This window comes from Erythrobacter aurantius, assembly GCF_023823125.1.
GTDB lineage: Bacteria > Pseudomonadota > Alphaproteobacteria > Sphingomonadales > Sphingomonadaceae > Erythrobacter > Erythrobacter aurantius.
Window position 1 is genome coordinate 107,725 of the sequence record NZ_CP090949.1, and the last position, 15,507, is coordinate 123,231.

Consider the following 15,507-nt stretch of genomic DNA (forward strand, 5'->3'; position numbering starts at 1 on the left):
AGGCCCGTTCAGCGGGGCTAAAACCCTTCATGGATACCCTCTGGGTCAGGCGATCAGGGGGTATCCATGAAACACATCGGCACAATCACCGCTTTTGCGCTGGCGAGCGCATTCGGCGTGGCGACACCAGCCGCCGCGCAAAGCCTTTCCTCGGGCGATTACGAGCAATGTTCGGTCTATGATCGGGACGGCGATTTCGCCGGTTACGACAGCGTCTGTCTTGAACGCAAACGCACCCAGCTTGCCCGGCTGCGCGAACGGCAATCGCGCTATTCGCCGCCTGCCAGCGCGACGCCCCCGGCCTATTCCTTTGGCCTGTGCCCTTACAGCGCGAACCTTGGCGGGGGGTATCTGACGACCTACTGGACCAACGGGCAGCTCCCGCCGTTTTCCAGCGCCTACACCGCTCCGGTCAATGGCGTGCCCTGCGTGCCCAACCGCGTGCAGATCCTGCGCGGGGTGAACTAGCCGCGGAAGACCACCGTCTTCTGGCCGTTCATCAGCACGCGCTCCTGCACGAAAAGCCGCACCGCTTCGGCCAGCACGCGGCGTTCGATATCGCGGCCCTTGCGCACCAGATCCTCGGCGCTGTCGGTGTGAGTGATGCGTTCGACATCCTGATGGATGATCGGTCCTTCATCGAGATCGGCGGTGACGAAATGCGCCGTCGCGCCGATGATCTTGACCCCGCGATCATGCGCCTGGTGGTAAGGCCGCGCGCCCTTGAAACCGGGCAGGAAGCTGTGGTGAATATTGATGCAGCGCCCGGCGAAATGCGAGCTCTGTTCGTCGGAGAATATCTGCATGTAACGCGCCAGCACCACCAGTTCCGCCTGCTTATCCTCCGCCAGCGCGCGAAAACGCGCCTCCGCCTCGGGCTTGGTATCCGGGGTCACGGGGATGTGGTGGAACGGGATGTCGCCGATATCGATATGGATCGCAGCCTCGCGCGGGTGGTTCGACACGATCGCCACCGGATCGATGTTCAGCTCCCCCGTGCGCCAGCGATAGAGCAGATCGACAAGGCAATGATCGAACTTGCTGACAAGGATGATGGTGCGGCGCGGACGGTTTTCCGCCGCCATCTTCCAGTTCATGTCGAAAGTGGTCGCCAGCTTCGAAAAGCGCGTGCGCAGCGCCTCGGTCGAGGTGCCGGTCGGATCGAAGGCCACGCGCATGAAGAACCGGTCGGACCCCGGATCGCGGAACTGCTGCGCGTCGAGGATGTTGCACCCGCGCTCGAACAGGAAGGCGGTGACGCGCGCAGTGATCCCCGGCTGGTCCGCGCAATCGAGCGTCAGGATCAAGGGATCGCTCATCGGCCTGCCTCCGTCAGGCTGGAGAACACGGTGATGTAATCCGCACGCGCATCATTAGGTGCGGGAACACCCCATACCACCGCATAGAGCATCGCGTCCTCGCCGGGAGCCTCCACCCGGACGACGCCGTCGGCGCTGGTGGTGAATGTCTTCACCTCGCCCTTTGCATCCAGTGGAGCCGCGCTCAACATCGCCCCGCCCAGCGGCTGCCCGCGCCAGAACACCTGAAGATCGAGCGGCGCACCCGCATCCAGCGCGAAAGGATTTTGCAGCGGTCGGATTTCGAGAATCTGGCCGATGGTCTGGGTGACGTCGGGAGTGATCTTGTCGCCCACCTGCACCAGCGTTTTGGCCCGGCGCATGTAGATTTCGGTGCCGTTCCTCGACGCTGCGCCCGTCGCCACGCGGTGCGCGGCTATCGCCGTCAGCCCTTCGTGTTCGACATAGCGATCGAACCGTTCGGCTTCGAGATCGGAAAAGCTCGGGTTGCTTTCAAAGGCAAGGATGTAGCTGCCGGGACTGCGCGGGCGAAGCTGTGCGCCGCCCTTCTCCCCCGGAGCGGTGATGCGCAAGGCGCGCTGCTGGTCGATCACACCATCGGGGCCATGCAGCCTGAATGCCGCGACCCGTTCCCAATAGACAGCCCAGTCTCCGGCTTCACCGGCATCGCCGATCCGGAAATCGACCCGGACTTCCTCTCCCGTGTCAATCGTATGATCGGCAGGCTCCAGCCAGAACGAATGCGCCGCTGCCGCGGTCGACATGCCGAGCGCCAGCGCGGCAAGGGTGGTGCGGATCATCGGCCCTTACCTTCTCGTCAGTGCGGCTTCGCATTCCTGCATCAATTGCACCATGATGTCGGCAACCGGCTCTTCCTTGGTCACCATGCCGACCGACTGGCCCGCCATGAGCGATCCGTTCTCGACGTCGCCATCGATCACCGCACGGCGCAGCGCGCCAGCCCAGAAATGTTCGATCTGCAATTGCGCCTCAAGCATGTCGACAGCGCCATCATCCAGCAGCTTGGCGACTTGGATCTGCTTGCGGGTGAATTCCTCCGTGCCCTTGTTCCTCAACGCGCGGACCGGGATCACCGGCAGGCGCGGGTCGACCTGCACGCTGGTTTCGGCATCGCGGGCCTTGGCGCGGAAAAACGCCTTCTTGAATTCAGGGTGGGCGATGCTTTCGGTGGCGCAGGCAAAGCGCGTACCCAGCTGCACCCCGCAGGCCCCCATTTCGAGATAGCCCGCGATGGCTTCGCCCCGACCGATCCCGCCAGCGACAAAGACGACGTGATCCTTGCTGAGTTCGGGCAGGAATTCCTGCGCCAGAACACTGGTCGCCACCGGGCCGATATGGCCGCCCGCTTCCATCCCTTCGATCACCAGAGCATCACCGCCCGAACGCAGCAGCTTCTTCGCCAGCGCCAGAGTGGGGGCGAACACGATCACCTTCGCGCCGAACGCCTTGATCGCTTCGACACTGCCCTTGGGCGGAATGCCGCCCGCCAGCACGACGTGGCCGACACCGTGTTTCTTGCAGACGTCGATCAGGTCGAACAGCTGCGGGTGCATGGTGATCAGGTTCACGCCAAACGGCTTGTCCGTCAGCGCGCGCGTCGCCGCGATTTCGCCATCGAGCAGTTCCGGGGTCATCGCCCCGCAGGCGATCACGCCAAAGCCGCCCGCGTTCGAAATCGCGGAAACGAGATTGCGTTCGGATACCCAGCTCATCGCGCCACACAGGATCGCGTGTTCACAGCCAAGGAAATCGGTGCCGCGCTGCATCAGGGCCGCGCTCTTGGGAAAGTCGGTCATAGGAAAACGCGGTTAGTCGCGCCCCTGCGAAAGATCAATCAGTCGCGATAGGCAATGCGCACGCGGCGGGCTGCTTCCTTGGCGTATTCGCGTGCGTCCTCGGCATTCTGACCCCGTGCCAGAGCCACACCCATGCGGCGATAGGGGCGCGTGGTCGGCTTGCTGAAGATGCGCACGTCAACCTCCGGCGAAACCGCCAGCGCATCGGCCAGCCCTTCGAAAGCGAAGTCGGCGCTGTCGCGGTCTGCGAGGATCACGGCCGAAGCGCCGCAGCGCGCCGCCTGATCGCCGAACACCGGCAGTCCCAGTATCGCGCGGGCGTGCAGATCGAATTGCGACCTGTCTTGTGACGCCATCGTCACCATGCCAGTATCGTGCGGGCGCGGGGAAAGTTCGGAGAAGATCACCTCGTCCCCCTTCACGAAGAATTCGACCCCGTAGATACCCCAGCCTCTGCCATTGCCCTTCAGCGCCTCGACCACCTTCGCCGCCATTTCGCGGGCCTTGGCCAAGGCGGCTTCGGACATCGGCGCAGGCTGCCAGCTTTCCTGATAATCGCCGCGTTCCTGGCGGTGGCCGATGGGCGGGCAGAAATTGATCCCGCCCCGGTGATGGATCGTCAGCAGGGTGATTTCATAATCGAAATCGATGAACTGTTCGACGATCACCCGCGCACGGTCGCCGCGCATGTTGGCGACCGCGTAATCCCATGCCGCTTGCAGTCCTGAGGTATCATCGACCTTGCTCTGACCCTTGCCCGAAGACGACATCACCGGCTTGATCACGCAGGGAAAGCCCGTGTGCGCGGCAGCGGCTTCGACCTGCTCGAAATTTTCGGCGTAGCGGTAACGCGAGGTGACAAGGCCGAGTTCGCCCGCCGCCAGATCGCGGATCGCATCGCGGTTCATGGTCAATTGCGCGGCGCGGGCGGAGGGCACGACATTGAACCCTTCGGCTTCCAGATCGGCCAGCACTTCGGTGCGGATCGCCTCGATCTCGGGCACGATGTAGTCGGGTTGGTGCTTCAGCACGGTCGCGCGCAAGGCTTCGCCGTCGAGCATCGGGAAAACCTCGGCCGCGTCCGCCAGCTGCATCGCAGGTGCATTGGCATAGGCATCGCAGGCGATGACCCGCGCGCCGAGCCGCTTGGCCGAAATGGTGAATTCGCGGCCCAGTTCGCCCGAGCCAAGCAGCAGAATCGTTGCAATATGTGACATGCGCAAGGGACTAGCCGCTGCGGTGGCCTGCGCCAACCGCGATGGCATTCGCGGCGCTACCGCCTTGATCGCAGCAGCGCCTCCTCGATCGCGCGGATGATGCCCGAAGGTTCGGCGGTGGGTCGCGCCGGGCGATCGCTCACCCCGATCCGCATCCCGCCCCCGGCGCGTGCCATGACTAGCCCCAGCTCCGCCTGCCGCAGGGTCCAGTCGACCGAGCGCTCAACCCGCGCAAGCCCGGCGCTGGCGGTGAGTTCGGGCGGGCGGGTGGAGGACGTGCTGGTGAGGCCGGTGAACGTCTCAAGCACATCCTGCGCCCAGCGCCGTGCCTGCCGCATCGACATGCCCGGCAGGATCACCGCAAACCGCTCCGCATCGATCTGCGCCAGTTCCTGCCCGGTGCAGACCATGGTGCGAAGATACCGGGCAAAGCCCCACTGGATTTCGTCGGTGGCGCGCTGGCCATATTGCATGAAGATGGCGCGCAGCCGATCCAGCGCGAACACCGCCAGCGCCCGCTCCTCCCCGCATTCGAGAGCGCGCTCAAGGCTCGCACACAGCGCATGGCGATTGGCAAGGCCGGTGAGCGGATCTGTCAGCGAACGAGCGCTGATTTCGCTTTGCAGCGCGTGTTTCTGCTGGACCGAACGTAACAGGCCGATGGCCGCGGTTTCCGGATCATTGCCGTCGTCGATCGGTTTAAGGCTGAAAGCGTACCAGCGCAGGCATTCGAGAAGGTCGGTGTCGCAATCGTGCTGGTCCTCAGTCCAGCAGATGCGGACCGGGAATTCGATCCATCCATCCACCGCCTCCCCCGCCAGAACGGCGCGGGCATGGCGCTCGACATCGGCGCCGTGCCCCGGAACCGCCAGATCGGAGATATGCGGCTTCAGCAGCAGCGCGGACAGATCCACGCCGAGTTCAGCCGAATTTTCCGATGCGCGAAGAATGAAACCCGCCCGGTCTAGCCGGACCACGATGTCTCCCGAAGATTCTTCGATGAGACCGTGCAAAGCGCGACCCTCGGCCGCGCTGAAGTGCATTTCCATTGCCGATTGCCCCCGGCGATTGACGAACCATCACGCCAATTCGAACTTCATGTCGGCAAGCAATAAACTAACTTTGCCCTGCTTGATAATATAAGAAGATCTATTGATCCTCAGTACTATCGAATGTTTTAGTTAGTCTTGTAAACTTACCCATATAAAAACGAATCAACGTTGATTTTCGTTTACCATATTTCCGGTTTATTCAGAGGCAGGAAAAGAGTTTTTGCAGTTTGTCGATCAGATTTCGATCATGATCCGCACGCTCTTGGGCTGGATGCCGTAGGCGCTCGCAATACGGTTACGGCAATCGTCCACGACGAGAGAGCCTTCGTCCCCTGATCCTGCATCGACGAGCACATCCTCATCGACGCCCAGGGCCTTCGCAATCGCGCCCAGGCGTTCGGGAATCGGCCGCGCCTTGCCCTTTTCCCAGGCCCAGACGGTCGGCTTGCTCACGCCCAGTTGGGCAGCGACCTGCGCCAGCGTCAGCCCGCGCTCGCGCCGCAGGCGGTTGAGCCGGACGCCCAGCGCATCGCCTGCACCGATTGCGAGTGCATTTTCCTTCTTCCGGCTCACGGCTTCAGGCGCCTGCCCGCGCAATTGCGCCGCTGCCAGTGCCGCCTCGCCCAAGGCCTGCTGGAACGCGCAGCCGAACAGATGGCCGCTTTCCCACACGATCTCCGCGCCGACCGGCCCCACTTCCGGCAGATCGACCGCCAGCACCTCGCCCACGTCGAGCGGCAGTTCGGTTTCGATCAGCAGGCCGGCAAGCGAGATGTTGTGGATCGTGACATTGGCCTCGATGCCCTCGGGCAAAGTGCCGCTGGTTTCGAGCCGCAGGGCGCGGCGGGGATGGCGCCTCGCATCAATTGCGGGTGCGGCGGAAACTGCGGGTTTGTCCAGGTGGGCTTTCAGCGCCATTGTCGAGCGACTCCTTTATGCAGCCGCCAGATTTTGACCCCGAAAGTTAAGATGGAGTTAGCGCCGGCCCTATAACACGGTGAGCCGAGGCAGGCCCATCTCAGTCCGTCGCGTCGAGCCCATAGGCCGTGTGCAGCACGCGCACCGCCAGCTCGGTTTCGTCCTCGTCGATCATCACGCTGACCTTGATTTCGGAGGTGCTGATCGCCTGGATGTTGATGCCACGATCGGACAGTGCGCGGAACATGGTGCTGGCGACGCCCGCGTGGCTTTTCATGCCGACACCGACGACGCTGATCTTGGCGATCTTGCTGTCGGTGATGATCCGGTTGAAACCGATTTCGCCGCGGCGATCCTCCAGCAACGCCTGCGCGCGCGCCAGATCGGCCTGCGGCACGGTGAAGGTCACGTCGGTCTCGCCCTTGTCGCGACCGACGTTCTGAATGATCATGTCGACGTTGATCGACGCCTCGGCCAGCGGTTCGAAGATATTCGCCACCGCACCCGGCTTGTCAGGCACGCGGGTGAGGATCACTTTCGCCTCGTTCTTGTCATGCGCGATGCCGGTTACAAGCTGGCGTTCCATCAGGCCCTTCTCCACCAATTCGTCCATTTCTTCATCCGACACGATCAGTGTGCCGGGCAATTCGTCTGCCGAAACCGCGTCGTCGCCGACGAAGCTGGAGAGCACCTGGATACGCACCCCTTCCTTCATCGCGAGGCCGACGCTGCGGGTCTGGAGCACCTTGGCCCCGACACTCGCGAGTTCGAGCATTTCCTCGTAAGTCACCGCTTTCAATTTGCGCGCCTTGGCAACGATGCGCGGATCGGTGGTGTAGACCCCGTCGACATCGGTGTAGATGTCGCAGCGATCCGCCTTCACCGCCGCAGCGACCGCCACCGCCGAAGTGTCCGAACCGCCACGGCCCAGCGTCGTCACCCGGCCATCCTCGGAAATTCCCTGAAAGCCGGGGACCACGGCGATCTCGCCCGCTTCCATCGCCGCCACCATTTCAGGTGCGTCAATCGATTCGATCCGCGCCTTGGCATGCGCCTCAATCGTCTTGACCGGGATCTGCCAGCCCAGCCAGCTGCGCGCCTTGCAGCCCAGCGATTGCAGCGTCAGCGCCAGCAGCCCGCTTGTCACCTGTTCGCCACTGGCGACGACCACGTCGTATTCCGCCGGATCGTACAGCGCATTGGCTTCGCGGCAGAAATTGACGAGGCGATCGGTTTCACCCGCCATCGCGCTGACAACCACGGCGACTTCATTGCCGCCCGACGCCTGTTTGCGCACGATGTTGGCGACACGGCGAATACGCTCGGTCCCCGCCATCGAGGTGCCGCCGAACTTCATCACGATACGTTGCCCGCCCTTGGCCAAGGTACGATTACTCCCGCTCGATAGGTTACGCTGGTCTGCGTTTCAGGGCGCTGCTAACGAGGCCGCATGGGAAACGCAAACGTCTCAAATGTAACCATCCGTCCGGAGGAAGCGCAATTCTTCGCCGAACTGGCCAAGGATTGGTGGAACCCGAACGGCAAGATGGCCAGTCTGCATCAGGTAAACCCGGTGAGGATGCAGTTCATCCGCGAGGCGATCGACGCGCATTTCGGCACCGATCCGCGCGCGATCCGGCCGCTCTCGGGCAAGTCGGCGCTGGATATCGGCTGCGGCGCGGGGCTGGTATGCGAACCCTTGGCGCGGCTGGGTGCGGATGTGACGGGTGTGGACGCGGCGGCGCAGAATGTCGCGGCGGCGGCGGCTCATGCAGAGGGCGCAGGGCTGGATATCCGCTATATGGCGGGGGAAGTCGCCAGCCTTGATATCGGCACCTTCGATCTGGTCACTGCGCTCGAAGTGATCGAGCATGTGGCCGATCAGCCCGCATTCCTGCGCGATGTCGCAGCGCGGATTGCACCGGGCGGGTTGCTGGTGATGTCCACCCCCAATCGCACCGCCGCCAGCCGCCTGCTGCTGGTGGGCGCAGCAGAGGCGGTGGGTTACGTGCCCAAGGGAACGCACCACTGGGATGATTTCATCGCGCCCGAAGACCTCGAAGACCTGCTCGAAGCGGTGGGCCTCGAAGTGATCGAGCGGCGCGGGATCGCGTGGCGACCGGGCAAGGGACTGCATTTGTCGAGCGACGAATCGCTCAACTACATCTTGAGCGCGCGCAAGGAAGCCTAGGGCCGCGCCTGCTCTAGCAGCGCCTCCAGTTCCTTCACATTGTCGACGAAGAAACCGTCCGCGCCGCTGGCAATCGCCGCGCGCCACAGCATTTCGTATTTTCCATCATCCGAAACCCCGCCCTCGCCTTGCAAACCGGCCGGGAGAAAGCCGTTTTCCTTGCGCAGCGTCCACGGGTGCACCTTCAGCCCGGCGGCATGGGCATCCGCCACCAGCGAAGTCGGCTGCATGGTTGCAGGATCGAGCAGATAGGTGAGGCCCGGCCCGATCCCGTCGGCGTATGTGGCGATTTCAGCGAGGCCCGCCGGGCTGACCATGTCGGCATAGCGCATGTCGGGTTCGTCCACCGGGCCGCCTTCGGGGTGGATCAGCTGCACCAGCTTGAAATCGCTACGCTGGTTCAGACGCCGCAACGTGCCGACCTCGAAACACTGGATAAAAATCGGATCGCCGGCCTCTATGCCGAGATTGCGCAGTTCGCGCAGCAGCAGGTCGACCATGTCGATCCCTTCGGCTTCCAGCATGAAGGTCGGATGCTTGAGTTCCGGGTAAAGGCCGATACGCCGCCCGGTCTGCGCTTCCTTGGTGCGCACCAGTTGGACGATCTCGGCAAAAGTCGGGATCTGATAGAGGCCGTTGTAGCCCGTGTTGGCAGGGCGGATATTGCCGACCCGCTCGCGCACCCGCAGCGTGCGCAGTTCGGCAAGGGTAAAGTCCTCGGCAAACCACCCGGCGACCCTTTGCCCGTCGATCATCTTTTCGCGCCGCAAATGTTCGAATTCTTCGCGGCTCGCGACATCGGTGGTATCCGACAGCTCGTTCTCGTGGCGCGCAACCAGTTGCAAATCCTTGGTCACGACCAGATCGGGTTCGACATAATCCGCGCCCTGATCGATCGCGAGTTCATAGGCGGCCAGCGTGTGTTCGGGGCGGTCCCCGCTTGCGCCGCGATGGGCAATCACCAGCGGTCCGTCCTGCGCCATGGCCGAAGTCTCCATCCCCACACCCGATGCCAGACCGGCGAGTGCCGCAAGCAGCAAGGTGGCTTTCAATTCAAACATCCAATGCTCCCATCGCGCGCAGCGCCGCGTCGTACCGTGCCGTTCCTGAACCGGAGATGCGCGCAAACGGCACATCGGCGTCGATCAGCACCTGCTCGGTTATCCTTGCAAAACGATGACGCTCTTCAGGGTCGCTGAAGAAGCGCGTGCCGTCATCGACCCACGGCAGATCGGGTTCGAGCAGCAGATAAAGGTCAGCCTTTTGCGCCTGCATCAGTTCCTCGGGCCGCTCCCCCAGCAACATCTCGCACCAGGCGGCCGTCATCAGCGCATCGGTATCGAGCAGCAGCCGCGTCCCGGCCCAGCGTTCCGCCGCGCTGGCCATCGCTTGCTGTGCGCGCCCGATCAGCATCAGATCGTCCATCGTCAACGCATCACGATGCACTTCGCAATGGCTGCGCCCGTATTCGCCGACAGCGATTATGCCGAGCCTTTGTGAAAGCTGACTGGCCAGCGTCGATTTGCCGGTGCTTTCGGCTCCATGCAGGCAGATGCGCTTGCGATAATGGGCGCGGACAGGTTCGGGCAGCATCGGCCAATGCGCCGCCGGATCGGCACGCACGGCGCTGCCCGAAAGACCCGAAAGCGCATCGTCCATCGCCAGAATGCGCCCGCCAAGCGGCACGAAGAAACCGCCCGCCTCCTGCGCCAGCCGCGCGCCATAATCCTCGCCCGCGAACAGATAGTCGATCGGTTCGGGATGAGCGGCGGCGACGATATCGCGCCAGATCGGCCAGAAATCGGGGCTGTCCTCCGGCGCTTGCGGCACCACTTCGCCATGGCCCAGCACCCGGCAATCGGGAAACAGCTCGCGCATCCACCCCAGCCGCCGCTCGCCCGCGATAGGATCATCGGGCAGCCAGCAAACCACCACCGTCAATTCGTCCACCAGAGCGCGCGCCGTCTCGATCAGGGCGATGTGCCCGGCGTGAGGCGGCATGAATTTGCCCAGCAGGAACCCGCGGCTGGTCATGCGTTCTCGGGCTCGATCCGGGCTGCGCGCACCCATTGGATCAGCCCAAGCGTCGCCAGCACCAGAAAGGCGCAATACAGCCCGGCTGTCAGATGCAGATCGCGTTCAATGTAGAGCCAGATCGCGCCCACATCGATGGCGACCCACAGCACCCAGTTTTCGACCCGCCGGATCGACAGCAGGATCTGCGCAACCACGCTGGCCCCGGCGATGGCGGCATCGGCATAGGGCAGCGCGGCATCGGTGAAGCTGGCCATCAGCCAGCCGATCGCGCCGGTCGCCACCGCGACGCAGGCCAGCGCGCCGATCCGCGCGGGCCAGCCCATCCATCGCACCGCCACCGCATGGTCCAGCCCGCCGGCCTTCGCCCACAGATACCAGCCCCAGCGCTGCACTCCGAAGAAGAACACCTGCAGCAGGGATTCGGCATACAGCCGCGCTTCCCAGAAGATGAAGAGGTACACCGTCACCATCGCCATCCCGAACGGATAGTTCCAGATGCTGCGCCGCACGAGCAGGCCGACATTGGCAAGCCCGAGGCAGACGGCGATGATCTCAAGCGTGTTCACCGATCGTGGCCTAGCCGAGCGCCGCGGCCCATTCCGCTTCCTTGAACCCAACGAGGATGCCGCCCGCATACTCGACGATGGGGCGTTTGATCATCGAAGGGTTATCGGCGAGCAGGGCAACCGCAGCTTCCCTGTCATCGGCTGCCGCCTTGTCCGCTTCCGAAAGCTTGCGGAAAGTCGTGCCGCGCTTGTTCAGCACCACATCGACGCCCTTGGCCGCGATCCAGCCGGACAGCTTGGCGGCGTCGGCGCCCTCCTTCTTGTAGTCGTGGAAGGTGTATTCGATGCCCTGCGCATCCAGCCAGCTGCGCGCCTTCTTCACCGTGTCGCAATTGGGGATGCCGTAGAAATGGATCGTCATGGAAATCCAACCTGTTGAGAATGCAAACGCCCGCTTGCCGATGCTTCGCCGGAGTGGCAACCATCTTCGCACCATCACGGGGGGATACAATGGCTTTTTGGGACGCAGATCTGACGACGAGAATGGGCGCTGACACGGCGACCAGCCGGGCAGGACTGGCCTGCTTCATTCTGGCAGGATTTCGAATTTTGGGGGCGCTTTTCTTTGGCGGATTGATCGGGCTCGAAACGCTGGAAGGCCAGATCGTCGCCGCAACCACCGGGATCGAGGCGCTGGTCGCGCTGATTGCCGGTTTCAGGTTCCGTGCCGGAAAAGGAGCGTTCTGGGGCATCGCGGCAGCGGTTCTGCTGGGGATTTCGATCCTGAACAGCCTTATCGGCTTTGCGATCGGCGGCGTCGTTATTGGCGCGGTCTTCCTTGTCGTGATCGTGCAGGGCATTCGCGGCGCTTTCGCGCTGCGCGCTGGCGGGTTCGACGAGGACGAATTGGAAGCTTTCGAATAAGGCTAGATTGCCCGGCCCAGATGCGCGTCGGCAATCGCCACGGCCAGCGCGTCTGCGGCGTCGGTTCCGGCAAGTGACACTCCGGGCAGCAACACCTTCACCATCGCGGCAACCTGTTGCTTGTCCGCTCCGCCGGTGCCGACAACCGCTTTCTTCACCAGCCGCGCGGCGTGTTCGTTCACTGTCAGACCCGCCGCACCGCAAGCGGCGAGCACGCTGCCGCGCGCCTGAGCCAGCTTCAGAGTCGATTGCGGGTTTTCGTTGACGAACACTTCCTCGCAAGCGGCGCGATCAGGGCTGTGATCGGCAATGACCTTGGAAATCCCGGCGTGCAGAAGTGCCAGCCGGTCTGCCATCGGTGCCTTGGCACTGGTGGCAATCTGACCGTTGGCAATGTGCGACAGGCGCGAACCTTCTGCGCGGATCACGCCCCAGCCGGTGCAGGATAGCGAAGGATCAAGGCCGAGGATCAGCATGCGAAAACTACAATCCGATCCGCCAGCCCATGCGCCATGCCGCCGCGAGCAGAAAAGCCGCGCCGAGCGCGATGGCAAAGGCCCATTCGCGCTTCCTCAGCCTTCATGCTCCCTCACAGCGTCTCCATCACTTCGTCGCTGATTTCGTAGTTGCCCCACACGGTCTGCACGTCGTCGTCATCTTCGAGCGCGTCGATCAGCTTCATCAGCGTGCCCGCATTGCTGGCGTCCATTTCGACAGTGATGTTGGGCTTCCACGCCAGTTTGACGTTTTCCGCCTCGCCCAGCGCCTTTTCCAAATCGCTGGCGACCTGGTGGAGGTCATCTGCGGCGGTCCAGATGGTGTGGCCGTCCTCGGTCGATTCGATGTCCTGCGCACCGGCTTCCATTGCCGCTTCGAGCACGGTGTCTTCATCGCCCGCGCTCGCGGGATATTCGATCAGGCCAAGCCGTTCGAAACCGTGCTGCACCGATCCTTCGGTGCCGAGGTTGCCGCCGTTCTTGGAAAAGCAGGTGCGCACATTGGTGGCGGTGCGATTGCGGTTGTCGGTCAGCGCCTCGACGATGATCGCGCTGCCGCCCGGGCCGTATCCCTCGTAGCGGACTTCCTCGTAATTATCGCCGTCATTGGTCGATGCCTTGTCGATCGCGCGCTGGATATTGTCCTTGGGCATCGACTGGCCCTTGGCGTTGTTGATCGCCAGGCGCAGGCGCGGGTTCATGTCGGGATCGGGAGCGCCCATCTTTGCCGCCACGGTGATTTCGCGGCTGAGCTTGGAAAACAGGTTGGAACGCTTTTTGTCCTGCGCACCCTTGCGGTGCATGATGTTCTTGAATTTGGAATGGCCTGCCATGGGAACTCTTTTGTTTTCGGAAACCTTGCGGGATGTTCACCCGTAATTGATGAAGGCGCATTAGACCGACGAGATATATGCCGACAAGCCCCGAGCACCATCCCCAGACACAAGCTGCGTCACAGGCCGATATCGAAGCGGTATCCGGCGACGATCCCGCCGCCGTCGAACGCGCCGCCCCCGCGCCCGATATGGTGGGCGAATGGCGCAGGCTATGGGTGTTCCTGCGGCGACCCACGCTTGAGGTGGCAGGGGAAAGCGCCGCGCCTTTCACGGTTCTGGCGCGCATCTACACGCTCGACATGATCGCCATTGCCTGCCTGATCGGTCTTGCAAGCGTGGCAGTGGCAGCCGGGGTCTATATCCCCGAAACCGCGCTTGCCGGGATGGAGTTCACACTGCCGCTGATTCTTGCCGTGGTAATCGGCGCGCCGGTTTTCGAGGAGCTGGCGTTTCGCGGTTGGCTATCGGGGAAACCGGGGCACGTCATCGCACTGCTGCTGATCGGAGCGGGCGCGGCGGGGTTCGGTGTGATCCACGCCAGCGCGCCATTGATCGGCATGCTGATCATCGCGGCGGCGCTGATCGGGGCGGCGGCTGCGCTGATCACGCTCCGCCATCGCGGGCCGATGGCGTGGTATGCGCGGGCTTTTCCCGGTTTCTTCTGGTTTGCGACGCTGTCCTTCGCGCTCGTCCATCTTGCCAACTTCGATGAGGGCTCGCTTGCGGTCCTGTTGCCGCTGGTGCTGCCGCAGTTCATCCTCGGCTCCATGCTCGGCTATGTCCGGGTGCACATCGGGCTATGGGCGGCGATCCTGCTCCATGCGGCACACAATGCGACAGCGGTTTCGCTCGCCGCGCTGTCAACGCTGGCGCAGTGAATCAGGGTTCGATGTCGAAATGCAGCGCGGTGATCTCGCTGTGTGACAGCTTGCGATAAAGCGCGCGGGCAGGTTCATCCTCGGGGATGATGTCAGCCTGCACGAACACGGTCCATGCGCCGCATTCGCGCGCCACGCAGCGCGTTTCCGCGATCATCGCGCTCGCCACTCCCTTTCGGCGGTGATGCTCAAGCACGGCGAGATCGTAAATGTAGACCTCGGTGCGTTCCTGCTCGAATTTCTGCAGCACATAGCCGGCAAGCGCGCCCGCCGGTTCGCCATCCACAATTCCAAGAATGCCGAAATTCGAAGGGTTGGAAAGCCAGGCAAGGGCATAGTCATCGCCCGGAGGATGATCGGCGTAGTTCTGCGGCTCGCCAAAGCCGTCGGAGAAAATTGCGTTCATGGCGCGAAACCCGGTCAGATCGCCGGGTACAAGGCGATGCGCGGCAATTGTCGGGTTTCCGCCAGCACCCATCACAATATCTTCTGCCACCACGTCACGTCGCGCCATCCGCCCATCTTCCAGCCGACTTCACGATAGGTGCCGACGTGTTCGAAACCCATTGCCTCATGCAGCGCCATGCTGGGATCATTGGGCATCGTCACCCCGGCAAAGGCGGCATGATACTTCGGTGCGAGAATCGCGAAGAGTTCGGTGTAAAGCGCCCTGCCGACGCCCCGGCGGGCGCAGGTGCGATCGACATAGATCGCGACATCGCAGGATTGGGAATAGGCCGCGCGGGTGCGGTGCGGCGAGCCGTAGGCATAACCGATCACCGCTCCATCGCTTTCCGCCGCGACCCAGCCGTGTGACGCGCCGAAGCTGCGGATGCGCTGTTCCATTTCCGCGTCATCCGGCGCCTCGACCTCGAAGCTGATCCAGCTTTCGGTGACGTAAGGGGCATAGATACGCGCACAGGCCGCTGCGTCGCGGGCCGGATCGGCGCGCCGGATGGAGAAGGTCATACCTTCACGGCTGTCCCGCTGGCCGATACCATCAGCATCGAACCGGTATCGCCGATCACTTCATAATCAAGATCGATCCCGACCACCGCATTGCCGCCGCGCGCCGCGCATTCGGCCTGAAGCTCGGCAATCGCCTGTTCGCGCGCATCGGCGAGGATGCGTTCATAGCTGCCCGAACGCCCGCCTACGATGTCACGGATATTGGCGAACAGATCGCGGAACAGGTTGGCCCCGACGATCACCTCGCCCACCACGATGCCGCAATATTCCTGGATCGGCCTGCCCTCGATCGTGGGGGTGGTGGTTACGATGATCCCGCGCGCGTCTTTCCATTCTCCGGCCATGG

General features: G+C 63.2%; 20 protein-coding genes. 4 read left to right on the top strand and 16 right to left on the bottom strand.

What is annotated here, in order from left to right; translation table 11 throughout:
• Positions 1-66: 66 nt before the first annotated feature.
• Entirely contained in the window at positions 67-468 is a 402-nt protein-coding gene (locus L1K66_RS00540; RefSeq protein WP_252259034.1) for a hypothetical protein, read from the top strand.
• Here the strand turns inward: L1K66_RS00540 and purU are convergent.
• From purU to L1K66_RS00575, 7 genes are all read right to left on the bottom strand, one after another.
• The gene (gene purU, locus L1K66_RS00545) at positions 465-1,319 is read right to left on the bottom strand and encodes a formyltetrahydrofolate deformylase (RefSeq protein ID WP_252259036.1); all 855 of its coding nucleotides are present in this window, start codon (positions 1,317-1,319) and stop codon (positions 465-467) included. The two genes, L1K66_RS00540 and purU, sit on opposite strands and share 4 nt — an antisense overlap.
• Positions 1,316-2,119, bottom strand: a complete 804-nt coding sequence (locus tag L1K66_RS00550) for a DUF4198 domain-containing protein (protein ID WP_252259038.1) — start codon at positions 2,117-2,119, stop codon at positions 1,316-1,318. The genes purU and L1K66_RS00550 overlap by 4 nt, the downstream gene beginning before the upstream one ends.
• A gap of 6 nt (positions 2,120-2,125) precedes the next feature.
• Positions 2,126-3,136 (bottom strand): NAD(P)H-dependent flavin oxidoreductase, encoded by a 1,011-nt coding sequence (locus L1K66_RS00555; RefSeq protein WP_252259040.1) that lies wholly within the window; start codon positions 3,134-3,136, stop codon positions 2,126-2,128.
• A 38-nt stretch (positions 3,137-3,174) separates the two neighbouring features.
• Positions 3,175-4,353 (bottom strand): formate-dependent phosphoribosylglycinamide formyltransferase, encoded by a 1,179-nt coding sequence (gene purT / locus L1K66_RS00560; RefSeq protein WP_252259042.1) that lies wholly within the window; start codon positions 4,351-4,353, stop codon positions 3,175-3,177.
• A gap of 56 nt (positions 4,354-4,409) precedes the next feature.
• On the bottom strand, positions 4,410-5,396 hold the full coding sequence (locus tag L1K66_RS00565) for a GGDEF domain-containing protein (RefSeq protein WP_252259050.1): 987 nt from the start codon (positions 5,394-5,396) through the stop codon (positions 4,410-4,412).
• 243 nt (positions 5,397-5,639) lie between these two features.
• The gene (locus L1K66_RS00570) at positions 5,640-6,323 is read right to left on the bottom strand and encodes a helix-turn-helix domain-containing protein (protein WP_252259051.1); all 684 of its coding nucleotides are present in this window, start codon (positions 6,321-6,323) and stop codon (positions 5,640-5,642) included.
• Positions 6,324-6,423: 100 nt separating this feature from the next.
• On the bottom strand, positions 6,424-7,680 hold the full coding sequence (locus L1K66_RS00575; RefSeq protein ID WP_252260547.1) for an aspartate kinase: 1,257 nt from the start codon (positions 7,678-7,680) through the stop codon (positions 6,424-6,426).
• 93 nt (positions 7,681-7,773) lie between these two features.
• Between L1K66_RS00575 and ubiG the strand changes: the two genes are divergently transcribed.
• The gene (gene ubiG, locus L1K66_RS00580; protein ID WP_252259053.1) at positions 7,774-8,514 is read left to right on the top strand and encodes a bifunctional 2-polyprenyl-6-hydroxyphenol methylase/3-demethylubiquinol 3-O-methyltransferase UbiG; all 741 of its coding nucleotides are present in this window, start codon (positions 7,774-7,776) and stop codon (positions 8,512-8,514) included.
• On the opposite strand, the gene L1K66_RS00585 is transcribed toward ubiG, so the two are convergent.
• Genes L1K66_RS00585 through L1K66_RS00600 form a run of 4 tightly spaced genes read right to left on the bottom strand, consistent with a single transcriptional unit; the run spans position 8,511 to position 11,478 of the window.
• Positions 8,511-9,575, bottom strand: a complete 1,065-nt coding sequence (locus L1K66_RS00585) for a glycerophosphodiester phosphodiesterase family protein (protein ID WP_407931964.1) — start codon at positions 9,573-9,575, stop codon at positions 8,511-8,513. The two genes, ubiG and L1K66_RS00585, sit on opposite strands and share 4 nt — an antisense overlap.
• Positions 9,568-10,548 (bottom strand): AAA family ATPase, encoded by a 981-nt coding sequence (locus L1K66_RS00590; RefSeq protein ID WP_252259060.1) that lies wholly within the window; start codon positions 10,546-10,548, stop codon positions 9,568-9,570. Before L1K66_RS00590 ends, L1K66_RS00585 begins: the two co-directional genes overlap by 8 nt.
• Positions 10,545-11,117 (bottom strand): nicotinamide riboside transporter PnuC, encoded by a 573-nt coding sequence (pnuC, locus tag L1K66_RS00595; RefSeq protein WP_252259062.1) that lies wholly within the window; start codon positions 11,115-11,117, stop codon positions 10,545-10,547. The genes L1K66_RS00590 and pnuC overlap by 4 nt, the downstream gene beginning before the upstream one ends.
• Before the next feature lie 10 nt (positions 11,118-11,127).
• Positions 11,128-11,478: an ArsC family reductase gene (locus tag L1K66_RS00600; protein ID WP_252259064.1), complete on the bottom strand. Its 351-nt coding sequence runs from the start codon at positions 11,476-11,478 to the stop codon at positions 11,128-11,130.
• Positions 11,479-11,567: 89 nt separating this feature from the next.
• On the opposite strand from L1K66_RS00600, the gene L1K66_RS00605 reads away from it, so the two are divergent.
• Entirely contained in the window at positions 11,568-11,981 is a 414-nt protein-coding gene (locus L1K66_RS00605) for a hypothetical protein (protein ID WP_252259065.1), read from the top strand.
• A gap of 2 nt (positions 11,982-11,983) precedes the next feature.
• Here the strand turns inward: L1K66_RS00605 and ruvC are convergent, their stop codons facing one another.
• A complete protein-coding gene (ruvC, locus tag L1K66_RS00610) occupies positions 11,984-12,457 on the bottom strand; it encodes a crossover junction endodeoxyribonuclease RuvC (protein ID WP_252259067.1) in 474 nt (157 codons plus the stop codon).
• A 113-nt stretch (positions 12,458-12,570) separates the two neighbouring features.
• Positions 12,571-13,311, bottom strand: coding sequence for a YebC/PmpR family DNA-binding transcriptional regulator (locus L1K66_RS00615; protein ID WP_034955591.1), 741 nt, complete (start codon positions 13,309-13,311; stop codon positions 12,571-12,573).
• A gap of 77 nt (positions 13,312-13,388) precedes the next feature.
• Here L1K66_RS00615 and L1K66_RS00620 point away from each other — a divergent pair, with 77 nt between their 5' ends.
• The gene (locus L1K66_RS00620; RefSeq protein WP_252259069.1) at positions 13,389-14,192 is read left to right on the top strand and encodes a CPBP family glutamic-type intramembrane protease; all 804 of its coding nucleotides are present in this window, start codon (positions 13,389-13,391) and stop codon (positions 14,190-14,192) included.
• A 1-nt stretch (position 14,193) separates the two neighbouring features.
• On the opposite strand, the gene L1K66_RS00625 is transcribed toward L1K66_RS00620, so the two are convergent.
• From L1K66_RS00625 to L1K66_RS00635, 3 genes are read right to left on the bottom strand one after another with little or no spacing between them, the layout of a single operon-like run.
• Positions 14,194-14,706: a GNAT family N-acetyltransferase gene (locus L1K66_RS00625; RefSeq protein ID WP_252259071.1), complete on the bottom strand. Its 513-nt coding sequence runs from the start codon at positions 14,704-14,706 to the stop codon at positions 14,194-14,196.
• Positions 14,670-15,161, bottom strand: coding sequence for a GNAT family N-acetyltransferase (locus L1K66_RS00630; protein WP_252259073.1), 492 nt, complete (start codon positions 15,159-15,161; stop codon positions 14,670-14,672). Before L1K66_RS00630 ends, L1K66_RS00625 begins: the two co-directional genes overlap by 37 nt.
• Entirely contained in the window at positions 15,158-15,505 is a 348-nt protein-coding gene (locus L1K66_RS00635; protein WP_252259075.1) for a heavy metal-binding domain-containing protein, read from the bottom strand. Before L1K66_RS00635 ends, L1K66_RS00630 begins: the two co-directional genes overlap by 4 nt.
• Positions 15,506-15,507: the final 2 nt, after the last annotated feature.

What these genes read in the sequence shown, in the direction of transcription:
- L1K66_RS00620 (WP_252259069.1), top strand. Translation starts at nt 13,389, where the DNA reads ATGCCGACAAGCCCCGAGCACCATCCCCAGACACAAGCTGCGTCACAG.
- L1K66_RS00600 (WP_252259064.1), bottom strand. Translation starts at nt 11,478, where the DNA reads ATGACGATCCATTTCTACGGCATCCCCAATTGCGACACGGTGAAGAAG.
- L1K66_RS00630 (WP_252259073.1), bottom strand. Translation starts at nt 15,161, where the DNA reads ATGACCTTCTCCATCCGGCGCGCCGATCCGGCCCGCGACGCAGCGGCC.
- L1K66_RS00565 (WP_252259050.1), bottom strand. Translation starts at nt 5,396, where the DNA reads ATGCACTTCAGCGCGGCCGAGGGTCGCGCTTTGCACGGTCTCATCGAA.
- L1K66_RS00625 (WP_252259071.1), bottom strand. Translation starts at nt 14,706, where the DNA reads ATGGCGCGACGTGACGTGGTGGCAGAAGATATTGTGATGGGTGCTGGC.
- purU (WP_252259036.1), bottom strand. Translation starts at nt 1,319, where the DNA reads ATGAGCGATCCCTTGATCCTGACGCTCGATTGCGCGGACCAGCCGGGG.
- L1K66_RS00615 (WP_034955591.1), bottom strand. Translation starts at nt 13,311, where the DNA reads ATGGCAGGCCATTCCAAATTCAAGAACATCATGCACCGCAAGGGTGCG.
- ruvC (WP_252259067.1), bottom strand. Translation starts at nt 12,457, where the DNA reads ATGCTGATCCTCGGCCTTGATCCTTCGCTATCCTGCACCGGCTGGGGC.
- L1K66_RS00575 (WP_252260547.1), bottom strand. Translation starts at nt 7,680, where the DNA reads ATGAAGTTCGGCGGCACCTCGATGGCGGGGACCGAGCGTATTCGCCGT.
- L1K66_RS00550 (WP_252259038.1), bottom strand. Translation starts at nt 2,119, where the DNA reads ATGATCCGCACCACCCTTGCCGCGCTGGCGCTCGGCATGTCGACCGCG.
- L1K66_RS00540 (WP_252259034.1), top strand. Translation starts at nt 67, where the DNA reads ATGAAACACATCGGCACAATCACCGCTTTTGCGCTGGCGAGCGCATTC.
- ubiG (WP_252259053.1), top strand. Translation starts at nt 7,774, where the DNA reads ATGGGAAACGCAAACGTCTCAAATGTAACCATCCGTCCGGAGGAAGCG.
- L1K66_RS00585 (WP_407931964.1), bottom strand. Translation starts at nt 9,575, where the DNA reads ATGTTTGAATTGAAAGCCACCTTGCTGCTTGCGGCACTCGCCGGTCTG.
- L1K66_RS00555 (WP_252259040.1), bottom strand. Translation starts at nt 3,136, where the DNA reads ATGACCGACTTTCCCAAGAGCGCGGCCCTGATGCAGCGCGGCACCGAT.
- L1K66_RS00605 (WP_252259065.1), top strand. Translation starts at nt 11,568, where the DNA reads ATGGCTTTTTGGGACGCAGATCTGACGACGAGAATGGGCGCTGACACG.
- L1K66_RS00570 (WP_252259051.1), bottom strand. Translation starts at nt 6,323, where the DNA reads ATGGCGCTGAAAGCCCACCTGGACAAACCCGCAGTTTCCGCCGCACCC.
- L1K66_RS00635 (WP_252259075.1), bottom strand. Translation starts at nt 15,505, where the DNA reads ATGGCCGGAGAATGGAAAGACGCGCGCGGGATCATCGTAACCACCACC.
- L1K66_RS00590 (WP_252259060.1), bottom strand. Translation starts at nt 10,548, where the DNA reads ATGACCAGCCGCGGGTTCCTGCTGGGCAAATTCATGCCGCCTCACGCC.
- purT (WP_252259042.1), bottom strand. Translation starts at nt 4,353, where the DNA reads ATGTCACATATTGCAACGATTCTGCTGCTTGGCTCGGGCGAACTGGGC.